This is a genomic window from Kitasatospora sp. NPDC056076 (assembly GCF_042266305.1).
In the GTDB taxonomy this organism is placed as follows: domain Bacteria; phylum Actinomycetota; class Actinomycetes; order Streptomycetales; family Streptomycetaceae; genus Kitasatospora.
This window is the reverse complement of the sequence record NZ_JBHJWG010000005.1, coordinates 40,676-53,802: the sequence shown is the minus strand read 5'-3', so window position 1 is coordinate 53,802 and position 13,127 is coordinate 40,676. Positions and strand designations below refer to the sequence as shown.

General features: G+C 77.0%; 8 protein-coding genes. 3 read left to right on the top strand and 5 right to left on the bottom strand.

What is annotated here, in order from left to right; all coding sequences use genetic code 11:
* Positions 1 to 205: 205 nt before the first annotated feature.
* The 4 genes from ACFC1T_RS05940 to ACFC1T_RS05925 form a co-directional block, all read right to left on the bottom strand.
* Positions 206 to 637 (bottom strand): hypothetical protein, encoded by a 432-nt coding sequence (locus ACFC1T_RS05940; RefSeq protein WP_375884095.1) that lies wholly within the window; start codon positions 635 to 637, stop codon positions 206 to 208.
* 144 nt (positions 638 to 781) lie between these two features.
* Entirely contained in the window at positions 782 to 2,047 is a 1,266-nt protein-coding gene (locus ACFC1T_RS05935; RefSeq protein ID WP_375884092.1) for a S8 family serine peptidase, read from the bottom strand.
* A complete protein-coding gene (locus tag ACFC1T_RS05930) occupies positions 2,044 to 5,406 on the bottom strand; it encodes a right-handed parallel beta-helix repeat-containing protein (protein ID WP_375884089.1) in 3,363 nt (1,120 codons plus the stop codon). The genes ACFC1T_RS05935 and ACFC1T_RS05930 overlap by 4 nt, the downstream gene beginning before the upstream one ends.
* A 118-nt stretch (positions 5,407 to 5,524) precedes the next feature.
* Positions 5,525 to 6,940, bottom strand: a complete 1,416-nt coding sequence (locus ACFC1T_RS05925) for a hypothetical protein (RefSeq protein WP_375884087.1) — start codon at positions 6,938 to 6,940, stop codon at positions 5,525 to 5,527.
* Between the two features lie 236 nt (positions 6,941 to 7,176).
* Here ACFC1T_RS05925 and ACFC1T_RS05920 point away from each other — a divergent pair, with 236 nt between their 5' ends.
* Complete coding sequence (locus ACFC1T_RS05920; protein WP_375884085.1) at positions 7,177 to 9,162, top strand: hypothetical protein; 1,986 nt, start codon at positions 7,177 to 7,179, stop codon at positions 9,160 to 9,162.
* 41 nt (positions 9,163 to 9,203) lie between these two features.
* Here the strand turns inward: ACFC1T_RS05920 and ACFC1T_RS05915 are convergent, their stop codons facing one another.
* Entirely contained in the window at positions 9,204 to 10,166 is a 963-nt protein-coding gene (locus tag ACFC1T_RS05915) for a GlxA family transcriptional regulator (RefSeq protein WP_375884083.1), read from the bottom strand.
* Between the two features lie 148 nt (positions 10,167 to 10,314).
* Here ACFC1T_RS05915 and ACFC1T_RS05910 point away from each other — a divergent pair, with 148 nt between their 5' ends.
* Both ACFC1T_RS05910 and ACFC1T_RS05905 read left to right on the top strand, forming a co-directional pair.
* Positions 10,315 to 11,280: an NADP-dependent oxidoreductase gene (locus ACFC1T_RS05910; RefSeq protein WP_375884457.1), complete on the top strand. Its 966-nt coding sequence runs from the start codon at positions 10,315 to 10,317 to the stop codon at positions 11,278 to 11,280.
* An 85-nt stretch (positions 11,281 to 11,365) separates the two neighbouring features.
* The gene (locus ACFC1T_RS05905) at positions 11,366 to 13,105 is read left to right on the top strand and encodes a tetratricopeptide repeat protein (RefSeq protein ID WP_375884081.1); all 1,740 of its coding nucleotides are present in this window, start codon (positions 11,366 to 11,368) and stop codon (positions 13,103 to 13,105) included.
* The last annotated feature ends 22 nt before the right edge of the window (positions 13,106 to 13,127 follow it).

Genomic DNA, 13,127 nt, shown 5'->3' with positions numbered 1-13,127 from the left:
GGCGGGGCTGCTGCTCAGCGTGGTCCCCGGGGCCTCGCCCTGACGGGATCACCGTTCCAGCAGCGGCCAAATTCCGCCCAACGGTCGGCCAACGACCTCGGCGGGCCGTCACGTTGGTCGGCGTTGGCGCGCGTTGGTCCGCGTTGGCGGCCGTTGGCGCAGGTCAGCGCAGGTCAGGCCTCGGGTCGGGTCGGGTCAGCTCCGATCAGCTCCGCGCCGCCAGGGCGGCAGTGAGGCGCTGGACGCCCGCCTCGCCGAAGCGCCGGATCAGGACGGCCACCCAGCCGCCGAGTTCGGCGCGCTCGCGCTCGGTCCAGTCGGCAGCGGACGGGTGCTCGTCCACCACCAGGACCCGGGCGAGCAGCAGTTCGTCGGCGCCCGGCACCGACCGGGCCGGTCCGCCCGGGCCCAGAGCGGGCAGGCCCCGTACGGCCAGTCCTCGGGCCACCGCCACCACGTCCCGGGCGGGGGCCTCCGGCACGCTCCAGCCGGTCGGGCCGGGCCCGTCCCCGGCCGCCGCGGCGGGGCCCTCCCGTCCGGCGTCCTCGGCCAGCCAGCCACCGATCAGCCGCCGCGCCGTCTCCTCCTCGTCCCGCCCCGCCTCCACGCCCGCCACCGTCGCCGTCCCCGTCGTCATCGGATCCCGCCTCGCCGTCCGCCCGGCCCGTGGGACCAGGGCCGTTCCGTTCCCGTCGAATGGTTGAACGGATAACGTGCTCGCGAATGTTCAGCGGTTCGTGACCGATGGGGCACCTGGTGTTGGACGGCGCGCCACGCGCCCTCAGCCCCTGCCGAGGGCCCGGCCCGCGCCGACGGCCCTGCGGCGGCCGAGCCGGACGGTCAGCCCGCCGAGGCCGACCAGCAGCACCAGGCCCGCACTGCCGCCCGCCACCGCCAGGGCGCGCCGGGCGCCCGCGCGGTCCGGCCCCGGGGGGACCGTCACCGGCGCCACGGCCGGGGCCGGTGCGGCGGTGGGCCAGGAGGCCGTCACGGCCGCCACCGGGTCCACCGTGCCGTAGCCGACGGCCCGGTCCGGCAGCGCGGTGCCCGGGTGGTAGGCGGTGGCCTCCAACCGGCGGGTGAGCTGCTCCGGGGTCAGTTCCGGGCGCAGGGCCAGCAGCAGGGCGGCGGCGCCGGCCACGTAGGCGGTGGCGCAGCCGGGGCCGGAGGCCGTGAACGCGCCGCCGCCGGGGCCGGGGCCGGTCACGCCCTCGCCGGGCGCGGCGAGGTCCACCCGCCCCTCCGGGACGGCGGCGGGAGCGCCGCCCGGGCCGACCGAGGCGACCGCGAGCACCCCGGGGTAGGAGGCGGGGAACACGGCGGCGCTGCCCGCGCCCCGGGCGTCCGGCCCCACCGGGGCGACCACCAGGGCCCGGTGCGCCGCCGCGTACCCGACCGCCTCGCTCAGTGCGTCGCTCGGACCGGGGACGGGCACCACCACCGCGATCACCCGGGCGCCCCGGTCGACGGCGGCGCGGATCCCGGCGCCCAGCAGGTCGGGTGTGGTGGAGCCGGCGTCGTCGGTGACCGCCACGGCCAGCACCCGGGCGTCCGGGGCGAGTCCCGCGGAGCCGCCGTCGGCCCCGGCGCGCCCGGCCACCAGCCCGGCCGTGAAGGTGCCGTGGCCGACGCAGTCCCGGCCCGCGTCGCCGGAGCCGGTGAGCCGGGGCCCGAGCTGGAGCCGTCCGGCCAGGGCCGGTGCTCCGGCGTCCACCCCGGAGCCGACCACCGCGACCGTCACGCCCGCGCCCCGGCTCACCGGCCAGGCCTCCTCGGGACGCAGCTCCGCCCGGGCCCAGCCGGGGGCGGGGGCGGGCCGGTCGGAGGGCGGCAGGCAGCCGTTCCTCTGGACGTCAGGCCGGGTCTGGGTGAGCGGCGGCGGGGCGTCCGGGCCGCCGGTGGGCGCCGGGGCGGGCGTGGCGGCCGCCGCGCCGGCGGGCGCGGTGCCCACCAGCAGCGCGGCGGCGAGCACCACTCCGGCTCCGCGCCACCGGGCCTTCGCCGCCGCCCCGTACGGCCCGTGCGGCCCGTACGACCCGCCGCTCATGCCGCGCTGCCCGAACGCGCCGGGGCCACGTCCTGGGGCAGCAGCAGGCTGAGGTCGGCCAGGTCCGAGACGTCCAGGCGGCTGAGCCGGCCCGCCTGGCGGGTGATCATGCCCTCCAGGGTCTGCCGGGCGGTGCGCCCGTTGCCGAAGGTCCGGTCGCGCGGCATCGCGGCGAAGGCCCCGGTGAGGGCGTCGACGGTGTCCGGTGCCAGGACGTACCCGGCCTTCCGGGCGTGCAGGCCGACGATCGTGACGAGTTCCTCGTCGGTGTAGTGCCCGAACTCGATCTGCCGGGAGAACCGGGAGGCCAGGCCGGGGTTGGAGGCGAGGAAGCCGCGCATCTCGTCCTCGTAGCCGGCCACGATCACCACCACCTCGTCGCGGTGGTCCTCCATCAGCTTCATCAGGGTGTCGACGGCCTCCTGGCCGAAGTCGTTGCCGGCGCCGCCGCGCGGGGTGAGGGTGTAGGCCTCGTCGACGAACAGCACGCCGCCGCGGGCCCGGTCGAAGGCCTCCTTGGTGAGCTGGGCGGTGTGTCCGACGTAGCGGCCGACCAGGTCGGCGCGGGCGGTCTCGACCAGCTGGCCGGTGGGCAGCACGCCGAGTTCGGCGAGCAGCCGCCCGTAGAGCCGGGCGACGGTGGTCTTGCCGGTGCCGGGCGGCCCGGCGAAGACCAGGTGGTGGCTGATCGCGGCGGTCGGCAGGCCGGCCTCCTCGCGGCGGCGGACCTGGGTGATCAGGTTGACCAGGTCCTCGACCTGCTCCTTGGCGGCCGGGAGGCCGACCATGGCGCGCAGTTCGGTGAGGATCTCGGCGCGGTCGGCGGCGCTGGCCGGGGCGGCCTCGGGCTCCCCGGTGTCGGCCGCGACCAGCAGCGCGAGGTCTTCGTCGGCGATCTCGGCCTGGCCGGCCAGGCGGGTGGCCTGCCGGTCGACCATCTCCTCGAAGACCTTGCGGGCGGCCCGGCCGTTGCCGAAGTCCGGGCCCTTGGGCATCCGTTCGAACAGCGTGGTGAGCGCCTCCCGGGTGCCGTCGGCGAGGTGGTAGCCGTGCGCGGCCGCCGCCGTCCCGACGATCGTGACCAGCTCGTCCACCGCGTAGTTGGCGAACTCGACGGTGCGGCTGAACCGGGAGGCCAGGCCGGGGTTGGAGGCCAGGAAGTCGGTCATCTCGGCCGAGTAGCCGGCCACGATCACCACGATGTCGTCGCGGTGGTCCTCCATCAGCTTGACCAGGGTGTCGATGGCCTCGCGGCCGAAGTCGGGGCCGGTGCCGCCGGATCCGGCGGACAGGGTGTAGGCCTCGTCGATGAACAGCACGCCGCCGAGCGCCTCAGTGAACACCTCGGTGGTCTTGATGGCGGTGCCGCCGATGATCGAGGCAACCAGGTCGGCCCGGGCCACCTCGGTCAGGTGCCCGCTGCGCAGCACGCCGAGTTCGGCCAGGATGCTGCCGTAGAGCCGGGCGACGGTGGTCTTCCCGGTGCCGGGCGGCCCGGCGAAGATCAGGTGCCGGCTCATCGGGAGGGCGGGCATGCCGGCGAGTTCGCGCCGCCGGGCCAGCCGGTTGAGGTTGACCAGGGTGGCGACCTGCTCCTTCACGGCGGACAGGCCGACCAGCGCCTCCAGCACCTCCAGCGGGCCCTGGGGGGCTGCCGGGACGGGCGCCGGGACGGCCTGGCCCGCCTCGACGGGTGCGCCCTCCTCACCTGGCACGACCTCGGCGGCGGCCTGCGAGGCACCGGAGGCGCTCGCCGAGCCGTGCGCGTCGGGGTGGCCGTTCGCCCGGCTGTGCAGGCTCTCCACCGACAGCCGGGTGCTGGGGGTGGTCTGGCGCAGGCCGGAGCCGCGGTTGCCGGTGACGGTGCAGTCGGTGGCCCGGACGGCGTCGGTGGAGTCGACCCGGATGCCGTCCGCCGCGTTGTCCGCCGCCTCCAGCTGGGTGAGCGCGGCGCGGGCGCTGGCGCCGATCCGGATGCCGTGCCGGCCGTTGGCGCGGGCCCGTACCCGGGTGCAGGTCAGCTCGCCGCCGTCGTCGACGGCCAGGCCGTCCCCGGTGGACTCGGCGATCTCGCAGTCCCGCAGGGTGGCGACGCCGCCCGCGCCGACCTGGACGCCGACGCCCTCGGCGCCGCGCACGGTGGTGCCGCCGACGAAGGTGTTGGCGCCGTCCTCGACCAGCACGCCGGCCCGGCCGGCCGCCAGCACGGTGGAGTCCTCCAGGCGGCCGCGCCCGTCCCGGAGCACCTCGACGCCGTTGCCGCGCGCGGAGCTGACGGTGATCCGGCGCAGCAGCGGGTTGGCGCCGTCGCCGATCCGCACCCCGGCGCCGCCGACGTCGGAGACCTCCAGGCGGACCAGTTCGGCGGCGCTCTCCCCGCCGAGGTCCACCCCGGTGTCGCCGCAGTCGCGCACGGCGAGGCCGGTCAGCACCGGTCCGGCGGAGTCGTCGACGTGCACGCCGACGGTCTCGGCGCCGCTGACCTCGCAGTCCTCGAAGGTGCCGCGCGAGCGCCCGGTGACGTGGATGCCGTGGCCGCGGGTGCGCACCGCGCGGCAGCGGCGAAGCAGCGGGTCGGTGCCGTTGGCGAGCACGATGCCGTGGCCGGTGGTGGCGGTGACGGTGCAGTCCACCAGCTCCACCCGGGCGGCGGAGCTGAGGTAGACGCCGAGCGCGGTGTCGCGCACGGCGGTGCGCAGCACCCGGGTGGTGCTGTGCTCCTCCAGGGCGATGGCGGGCTTGTCGGTGGCGGAGATCTCGCAGTCCTCGATGGTGCCCCGGGCCTCGCCGTTGGCGCACACACCGTTGCCCCGGGCGTCGCGCAGCACGCAGTTGCGCACGACCGGGTTGGCGCTCTCGCCGATCACCAGGGCGGAGGTGCCGAGGTGCTCGATGACGGTGTCCTCGATGACGCTGGCGCCGGTCGAGGTCTCGACGATGCCCGCGCCGGCCGAGTTGACGATCCGGCAGCCGCGCATCGCCAGCGCCCCCTGCTGGCGGGTGAGCACGGCCGTCCAGGAGTTGCCGACCACCTCGCAGTCCTGGAGCGCGGCCTGGCCGCGCGGCACGTCGACGGCGGGCAGCTCGTCGTCCCGGCCGTGCAGCACCAGGCCGGTGAGCTGGACGGCCTCGGCGACCACCTGGACCACGCAGCCGCGCCGCGGGGCGATCCGGACCGTGCCGCGGACGTCCTCGGCGGCGATGGTGACCATCTTGGTGATCACCAGGTTCTCCTCGTACCGCCCGGGCCGCACCGAGATCACCGCCCCGGCGCGGGCGGCCTCCAGGGCCTCGCCGATCGTGCGGTAGGTGCCGCCGGACCCCTGCTCCTGGCACACCGTCAGCACATGGCGCGACATGGCTCGCCTTCCCTTCGCTCTGCTTGCTTCGTACGCTCGGCCGGTCGCCCGGGGGCAGCCGGTCGCCCGGGTTCGGCCGGTCTCCCGGGCCGCGCGCGGTCGTCCGGTGCGGCGCGGGTCATCCGGTGCAGTCGGCCTTCACGGTCGAGGCGGCGAGGTGGGCGCCCGCGGTGCCGCCCCAGTCGATACCCCGGGTGTGCAGCTGGACGCCGATCCGGCCGCCGCCGAGCTGGAAGGTGCCGACGTCGACCCACTGGCCGCGGTGCTGCGGCTGGTTGACCGTGAAGGAGCCGGCCGTACCGCCGCCGCTGTTCTGGACGGTGTAGTAGGCGGGGGCGCCGCCGACCGCCTTGAGGTCGCCGTTGTTCGGGACGTACACCGAGATCCGGCAACTGCCGGAGGAGACCGGCCCGGTGGAGAAGGTCCAGGACACCGAGTTCTCGTCGTCCTTGTTGCGGTCGCCGGACATCGGCACCGACGTGTAGTCGCCGCCGCAGCCGGTACCGCCGTCGTGGTTGGTGACCCAGTCGCGGGAGCCGCCCGAGTGGCCGTTCTCGCGGTAGCCGGTGCCGCTGCCGGAGCAGCCAGGCCCGGCCAGGGCGGAGTAGCTCGGCGCGGCGGGCTGCTGCGGGGGCTGTTGGGGCTGCTGGGGCACCGGCTGCGGGGCGGCCGGCTGGGCCGGGGGCTGCCCGGCGGGGCCCTGCGGGGCGGGGCCGGTGCCGGGCTGGGGGCCGGCGGCCGGGCGGTTGGCGGTGCCGGTCCCGGTGCCGCTGCCGGTGCCGCCACCGGTCCCGCTGCGGGCGGCGGGGGCCGGGTCGGCGGCCCGGTCGAGCGGCGCCCCGGCGGCCACCACGGCCCCGGGGGCGGGCTGCTGCTCGGGCGTGCCGGGGGCGGGCGGGCCGGGAGGCGCGGTGGCGGCCGGGTCGGTCGGCGTACCGCTCGGGGTGGCGGGCCCGGTGGTCGCAGCGGCGGGAGTCCCGCTCGGGGTGCCGGGGCCCGCGGGCTGCGGGACGGGCGCGTCGGGGCGGCTGGTGCCGGTGCCGCCCAGCGGCTCGACGGCGTCGGTGCCGACCTCGCCGTGGCCCATCACCAGCGGCAGGCCCATCAGCACCACGCCGACCGCCGCGGCCGCGACGGCCGGGCGGGGCACCCGGCGGCGGCCGGAGCGCTCCTCGGCGGGGTGGGGCGCTCCGGCTTCGTCGGTCCCGCTGGTGCCGGACCCGGTGGCGGCCGGGCCGGCGGCTGAGGGGGCGACCGAGGCGAGGTGCGTCGCCGCCCGGGACGGGACCTGGGTGAGGGCGCGCTTCAACGCGCCGAGCCGGGCGGGGGCGGGGCGGGCTTCCGGCTCGGGCTCCACGGCGGACGCGGCCGCCTCGACGGACGCGGCAACAGGCTCGGCGGCCTCGGCAACGCCCCCGGCGGGAACGGCGGAGCCGCTCAGCTCCTCCGGCGCCTCCTCCTCCATCCCCCAGGCCACCGTCGGCAGTTGGTACCCGGTCGTCCCGCCGCCGTTCTCGTCCTGGCTCGTGCCCACCACAGCTCCCCGGCTCCCGTCGTCGTCCCGCTGTCGTCCCGCTGCTGTCCCGTTTCCCGGGAGGCCCCGACGGCGTGCCGCCGACGTCTCCGCCACGGAGCACGGACGGACCCCCACCCGCGGTTCACGACCACGGCGGGAAATTTCCGCAGTCCCGCGCGTGGCACTGAACCGCCCGGCCGGGTCGGGGCGTTCACCCTGTCGTCCCGTTTCCGGGCCCCGACCGAGGAGAGACCATGACCCCTGCCCGTGCCGGCCGGCGAACCGCCCTGCGCGCCGCCGTCGCCGTCTCCGCCCTCGCCGGACTGGCCGGCCTGACCGTCGGCTGGGCCGCCCCGGCCGCCCTCGCCGCCGGACCGCGCCCGGCCCCCGGCACCGTCGCGCCCGACGCACCGGCCGGTGACGGGACGGACTGGCTGCACGTCGCCGACGGCCGGCTGGTCTACGGCCACGACGCCCAGGGCAACCGGATCCCCGACTTCTCCTACGCCGGGTACCGCAACGGCACCGCGCCGCTGCCGACCGCCAAGGCGGCCGTCACCCTGGACCCGGCCGCCTCCGGCGACGACGCCGACCGGATCCAGCAGGCGCTGGACAAGGTCGCCGCACTGCCGCTCGGCCAGGACGGGCTGCGCGGCGCCGTCCAGCTGTCGGCCGGGACGTTCCGGGTCGGCAAGCCCCTGCGGATCAAGGCCTCCGGGGTGGTGCTGCGCGGCGCGGGCAGCGGCACCGGCGGTACGAAGCTGGTCGCCTCCGGCGAGCCCCGCCCGCTGGTCCAACTGGCCGGGGAGGGCGCGCCGCAGAAGACCGGCGCCGAGCACGCCGTCACCGACGACTACGTCCCGGTCGGCGCGACCACGCTGACCCTGGACTCGACGGCGGGCCTCAAGGTCGGCCAGCAGATCGTCGTCCAGCGCCCCCAGGAGGACGCCTGGATCAAGGCCGTCGGCATGGACCGCATCCCGCCCCGGCCGGACGGCACGCCGTCCAAGCCCTGGACCCCCAACGACGGCCTCCAGTTCCAGCGCACCGTCACCGCGATCGACGGCGACAAGGTCACCCTGGACGTCCCGCTGACCAACGCCCTGGAGAAGCAGTACACCCACGCCAAGGTGTGGGCGTACGACTTCCCCGGCCGGATCTCCCGGGTCGGGGTGGAGGGGTTCAGCGCCGACGGCTCGGCCTTCGTCTCCGCGCCCGGCTACGAGGAGAAGGGCTACTTCGCCGGCCGCTTCGTGGACTTCGCCGCCGTCCAGGACGCCTGGGCGCGGGACATCGCCGCCGACCGGTTCGGCGCGGGCGTCGGCTCGATCGGCGCCACCGCCTCCCGGGTCACCGTCACGGACACCAGCGCCACCGGCATGGAGCACGCCGTCCCCCAGCGCGCCCCGTTCGCCCAGCCCGGCGCGTACAGCATCGACGGGCAGCAGAGCCTGGTCGTCAACTGCAAGGTCAGCGGCAGCAACGTGCACGCCTGGCTGACCGGCGCCCGGGTCGCCGGGCCCAACGTGTTCTCGCACTGCACCTCGGACAACACCGGCGGCTTCCGCCTGGACGCCGGCCCGCACCAGCGCTGGGCCACCGGCACCCTGTACGACGACATCACCATGCTCCACTCGCGCGGCCCGAGCGACGACCTCGCGCTCACCAACCGCGCCAACGCGGGCTCGGGCCAGGGCTGGGCCGGCGCCAACCAGGTGATGTGGAACGCGAACGTCGGCTACTACGGCGTGGAGAACCCGCCCACCGCCCACAACTGGGCCTTCGGCACCCGGGGCACCCCGGTCGAGGGCCGCCAGACCGGGGTCCTGGTCTCCACCGGCACCCCGATGAAGCCGGACAGCCTGTACGCCCAGCAGCTCGCCGACCGCGGCGGCAGCGCGCCCGCCCCGGCCCCGACCGGCGGCCCGACCACCGCACCCACCACCGCACCGGCCGCCACCCCGGCCCCGAAGCCGAGCGGTACCGGCACCGGCACCGGCACGACGACCGCCTCCCCGACCGCCACCACGACCACACCGACCGGCACCCCCGGCGCCACCCCCTCCGCGAGCCACAGCACCACCCCCGCGGCCGCGCCCGGCTCCTCCGGCAGCAGCCTGGCCGCCACCGGCTCGGAGGGCCTCTCCACGATGCTGACCGTCGCGGGCGCCACCCTGCTCGTCGGCGGCATCACCCTCGGCCTGGCCCGCGAACGCCGCCGCACCGGCCGCACCGGCTGACCGACGGACCGGCCGGTGAGCTCCTCACCGGCCGGGTCCGGTCAGGCGGCGGGGCCGAAGGTGCGGCGGTAGGCCTGGGGGCCGACGCCCAGCGCCGCGTGGAGCTGCTGGCGCAGCGCGACGCCGGTGCCGAAGCCGGCCCGGTGGGCGACGAGGTCGACGGGCCAGTCGGTGGTCTCCAGATAGTGCCGGGCGAGGTCGACCCGTTGCCGGATCAGCCACTGACGGGGAGTGGTGCCGGTCTCCTCGCGGAAGCGCCGGGAGAAGGTGCGCACGCTCATGTTGGCGTGGGCGGCCAGCTCGGCCAGGGTGAGGGGGTCGGTGAGGCGTGCCATCGCCCACGCCTGGGTGGGGGCGGTGCCGGCGGCCGTCGGGTCGGGGACGGGGCGCTGGACGTACTGGGCCTGCCCGCCGTCGCGCCAGGGCGGCACGACGCAGGAGCGGGCGACGGCATTGGCGATCCGGCTGCCGTGGTCGCGGCGGACGAGGTGCAGGCACAGGTCGATCCCGGCGGCGACGCCGGCCGAGGTGCAGATGTCGCCGTCGTCGACGAACAGGACGTCCGGGTCGATGCGGGTGGTGGTGAACATCCGCTGCAGGCGGTCCGCTTCGCGCCAGTGCGTGGTGGCGGGGCGGTGGTCGAGGAGCCCCGCGGCGGCCAGCACGTAGGCGGCGGTGCAGATGCCCACGATCCGGGTGCCCGGCCGGACGGCGGCGAGGGCGTCGCGCAGTGCGGCGGGCAACCGGCCCTCCTCGCGGATGGCCCCGAGGTCGTGGGAGGGCGGGATGACGACGGTGTCGACGCGGGCCAGCAGGGAGGCGTCGTGGGTGACGGTGAGGCCGTAGTCGGCCTCGGCCCGTACCGGGCCGCCGTCGAGGCTGCAGGTGCCCACCGTGTAGAGCCGCTCGCCCGCCTCGTCACGGGCCGCGCCGAAGATGCGCGCGGGGATGGCGAGTTCGAAGGGGACGACGCCGTCGAGGGCCAGAACGCCGATGCGGTGCATGGCCGGATCCTTTCAGTCGATGGCCGTCGAGCCGCTACTGGGGGCCCTCCGCTCCCGGCAGTCTTCCGACGTGCCGGGAGCCCGGCACGAACAGCGGGCGGAGCCGGGAACGGCCGAGCGGAGCACCGTGGAAAGCGAGCACGTCATCATGGACCGCACCACCACCCCCACCATGCGCGCCGTCTCCCAGGAGACCGCCGGGGCCCCCGAAGTCCTCAGGATCACCGAGGTGCGGCGCCCGGCGCCGGGCCGGGGCGAGATCCTGGTCCGGGTGCACGCGGCGGGCGTGAACCCGGCCGACTGGAAGATCAGGCAGCGGGGGGTGTTCGCGGACGGGACGCCGCTGCCCTTCCGCCTGGGCTTCGACGTCTCCGGGGTGGTCGAGGAGACCGGCGACGGCGTGACCCTCTTCCACCCCGGCGACGAGGTCTTCGGGATGCCCCGCTTCCCCCACCCGGCGGGCGCCTACGCCGAGTACCTCACCGCCCCGGCCCGCCAGTTCGCCCACCGCCCCCGGGGCCTGACCCACGTCGAGTCGGCCGCCCTCCCCCTGGCCGGCCTGACCGCCTGGCAGGCGCTCGTCGACACCGCCGACGTCCGGCCCGGACAGCGCGTCCTCGTCCACGCCGCGGCGGGCGGTGTCGGCCACCTGGCCGTCCAGATCGCCAAGGCCCGCGGCGGCCACGTGATCGGCACCGCGAGCGCCGCCAAGCACGACCTGCTCCGCTCCCTGGGGGCGGACGAACTGGTCGACCACCGCACCCGGGACTTCACCGAGGCCGTCCACGACGTCGATGTCGTCCTGGACGCCGTCGGCGGCGCCACCTGGGCCCGCTCGCTGCGCGTCCTGCGGCCCGGCGGACGGCTGATCTCGCTGCTGCCCCTCGACGGCACCTTCCCCCACGAGCAGGCCGAAGCGGCCGGGGTGCGGGCGGAGTTCATGCTCGTCGAGCCCGACCGGCAGGGCCTGCGCGAGATCGCCCGACTGGTCGAGGACGGCCGGCTCCGCGTGATCGCCGACGCGGTCTTCCCGTGGGAGGAGGTCGCCGCCGCCCACGCGCTCGGCGAGGCCGGCCGCACCACCGGGAAGATCGTGCTGTCCGTCACCCCGTGACCACACCAACCGTCCTTGCCCGGGGCCGGGTTGTGCGACCGGCTACGCTGGACGGTGCCGACGACGGAGCGCGAGGCGGGGGCCGATGGAACAGCGCGGGGGTACGGACGCGGAACGGCAGTTGACGCAGGCCCGGCTGGCGGTGCAGCGGGCCAGGGAGCGGCTGCGCGAGGGCGGCCGGGCGACGGGGGAGGTGCGGTCGCGTCTGCAGTCGGAGCTCGCAGCGGGCCTGGACCAGCTGACCGACCTCCTCAGTGGCCCCGCCGAACTGCCGCGCCGACTGGACGAGTTGGAGGCGGTGCTGGCCGAGCGCGTCGCCCTCGGGCGGCTGGTCGTCCGGGAGGAGGACTGCCGGCCCTGGCTCGCGCAGGCGCTGGTGGAACAGGCCAGGCTGCTCGGTGTGCGGCAGCGCCGTACGGAGGCGCTGGCGCCCACCCGCGAGGGCGTCGCGCTCTTCCGGGCGCTGGTCGCCGAGGAGCCGGACGAGTACCGGCGCCTGCTCGCCGCCGCCCTGGAGAACCTGGCGAACCAGCTGTCCCCGTCCGCGACCCGCGCCGAGGCCCTCGCGACGGTGCGGGAGGCCCTGGAACTGCGCCGGGTCGAGGACCGGCTGCGGCCGGGGCCGGTGAGCGGGAACGGGCTGGCCTCCGCGCTGGCGGACCTCGGCATGCTGCTCGACGAGGCCGGCGCCGCCGCCGAGGCCGTCCCCGTCCTGCGCGAGGCCGTGGTCCGCTACCGGACGCTCGACGCGACCCGCCAGGCGGCGGTGGAGGAGTACTGGGTTGCCCTGTCGACGTTCGCGCAGGTGTTGCGGCGCACCGGCGCGGGCGAGGGGGCCGAGGCCCACGTGTGCCGGGAACTGATGGCGGCCGTCCACCGGCGCCTCACCACGGAGAACCCCGAAGGGCTGGCCGCCATCGACGCCCTGCTGGCCGGCCGGGGCGTGGTGACGGCGGAGGACGGCATCCGCGCGACGCAGCCCGGCCCCCGGGACGCGTCACCGGCCCCGTGGCCGCGGATCGAGGAACTGGCCCACCGCGCGGGCGAGCAGAGCGCGCGGGGGGACGTCGCCGGGGCGCTCGCCACCCACCGCGAGGCCGTGACCTACTGCCGGGGCCTGCGCCAGGACGACTCCCGGGCCGTCCTGGGACTGGCCGCCGCGCTCCACGACCTGGGGCTGTTCCTCGGCACGATCGGCCGCCCGGCGGAGGCGGTCCAGCCGCTGACCGAGGCGATCGGCCTCCACCGCCGACTGCTGCAGTCCTCCCCCGGGCCGATCCGCCCGCTGCTCGCGAACTCCCTCGACGCGCTCGGCACCCGCCTGGGCGCCTGCGGCCGCCACCGTGACGCGCTCGCCGCGACGGCCGAGGCCGTCGAGCAGATGCGCCTCGTCGTCGACGCGCCGCCCGGCCCGCCGCTGCCGGACCCCGACGCGCCGGCCCGGGAACTGGCCCGGATCCTGAACAACCTGAGCATCCGCCACGCCGACCTGGAGCGCCACGAGGACGCCCATACCGCCTCACGGGAGTCGGTGGCCCGCTACCGCGGCATCACGGTCCCGGAGGACGAGCTCAGCGGGCTGGTCCACGCCCTCGCCAACCTGGCGCTGCGCGAGGCCCGGCTGGAGCACACCGCCCCGGTCCCGGCGCTGCTCCAGGAGGTCCTGGCGCTGCTCGACCGTCCGGTGCGCTTCCCGCCCGGGGTCCGCCAGGACGGACTCGCGGACTCCCTGCACTGGCTGGCCTGGTACCTCAAGCGCCACCAGCACCGCCGCGAGGGCCGCGCCGCCGACCGCGCCGCGTCCGCCCTGCGCCGACGGCGCTGAGACCGGGGCCGGGCCGGGGCCG

Bases quoted from the DNA above. Each gene is read 5' to 3' on its own strand.
- ACFC1T_RS05940 (WP_375884095.1), bottom strand. From the start codon at position 637: ATGACGACGGGGACGGCGACGGTGGCGGGCGTGGAGGCGGGGCGGGAC.
- ACFC1T_RS05935 (WP_375884092.1), bottom strand. From the start codon at position 2,047: ATGAGCGGCGGGTCGTACGGGCCGCACGGGCCGTACGGGGCGGCGGCG.
- ACFC1T_RS05930 (WP_375884089.1), bottom strand. From the start codon at position 5,406: ATGTCGCGCCATGTGCTGACGGTGTGCCAGGAGCAGGGGTCCGGCGGC.
- ACFC1T_RS05920 (WP_375884085.1), top strand. From the start codon at position 7,177: ATGACCCCTGCCCGTGCCGGCCGGCGAACCGCCCTGCGCGCCGCCGTC.
- ACFC1T_RS05915 (WP_375884083.1), bottom strand. From the start codon at position 10,166: ATGCACCGCATCGGCGTTCTGGCCCTCGACGGCGTCGTCCCCTTCGAA.
- ACFC1T_RS05910 (WP_375884457.1), top strand. From the start codon at position 10,315: ATGGACCGCACCACCACCCCCACCATGCGCGCCGTCTCCCAGGAGACC.
- ACFC1T_RS05905 (WP_375884081.1), top strand. From the start codon at position 11,366: ATGGAACAGCGCGGGGGTACGGACGCGGAACGGCAGTTGACGCAGGCC.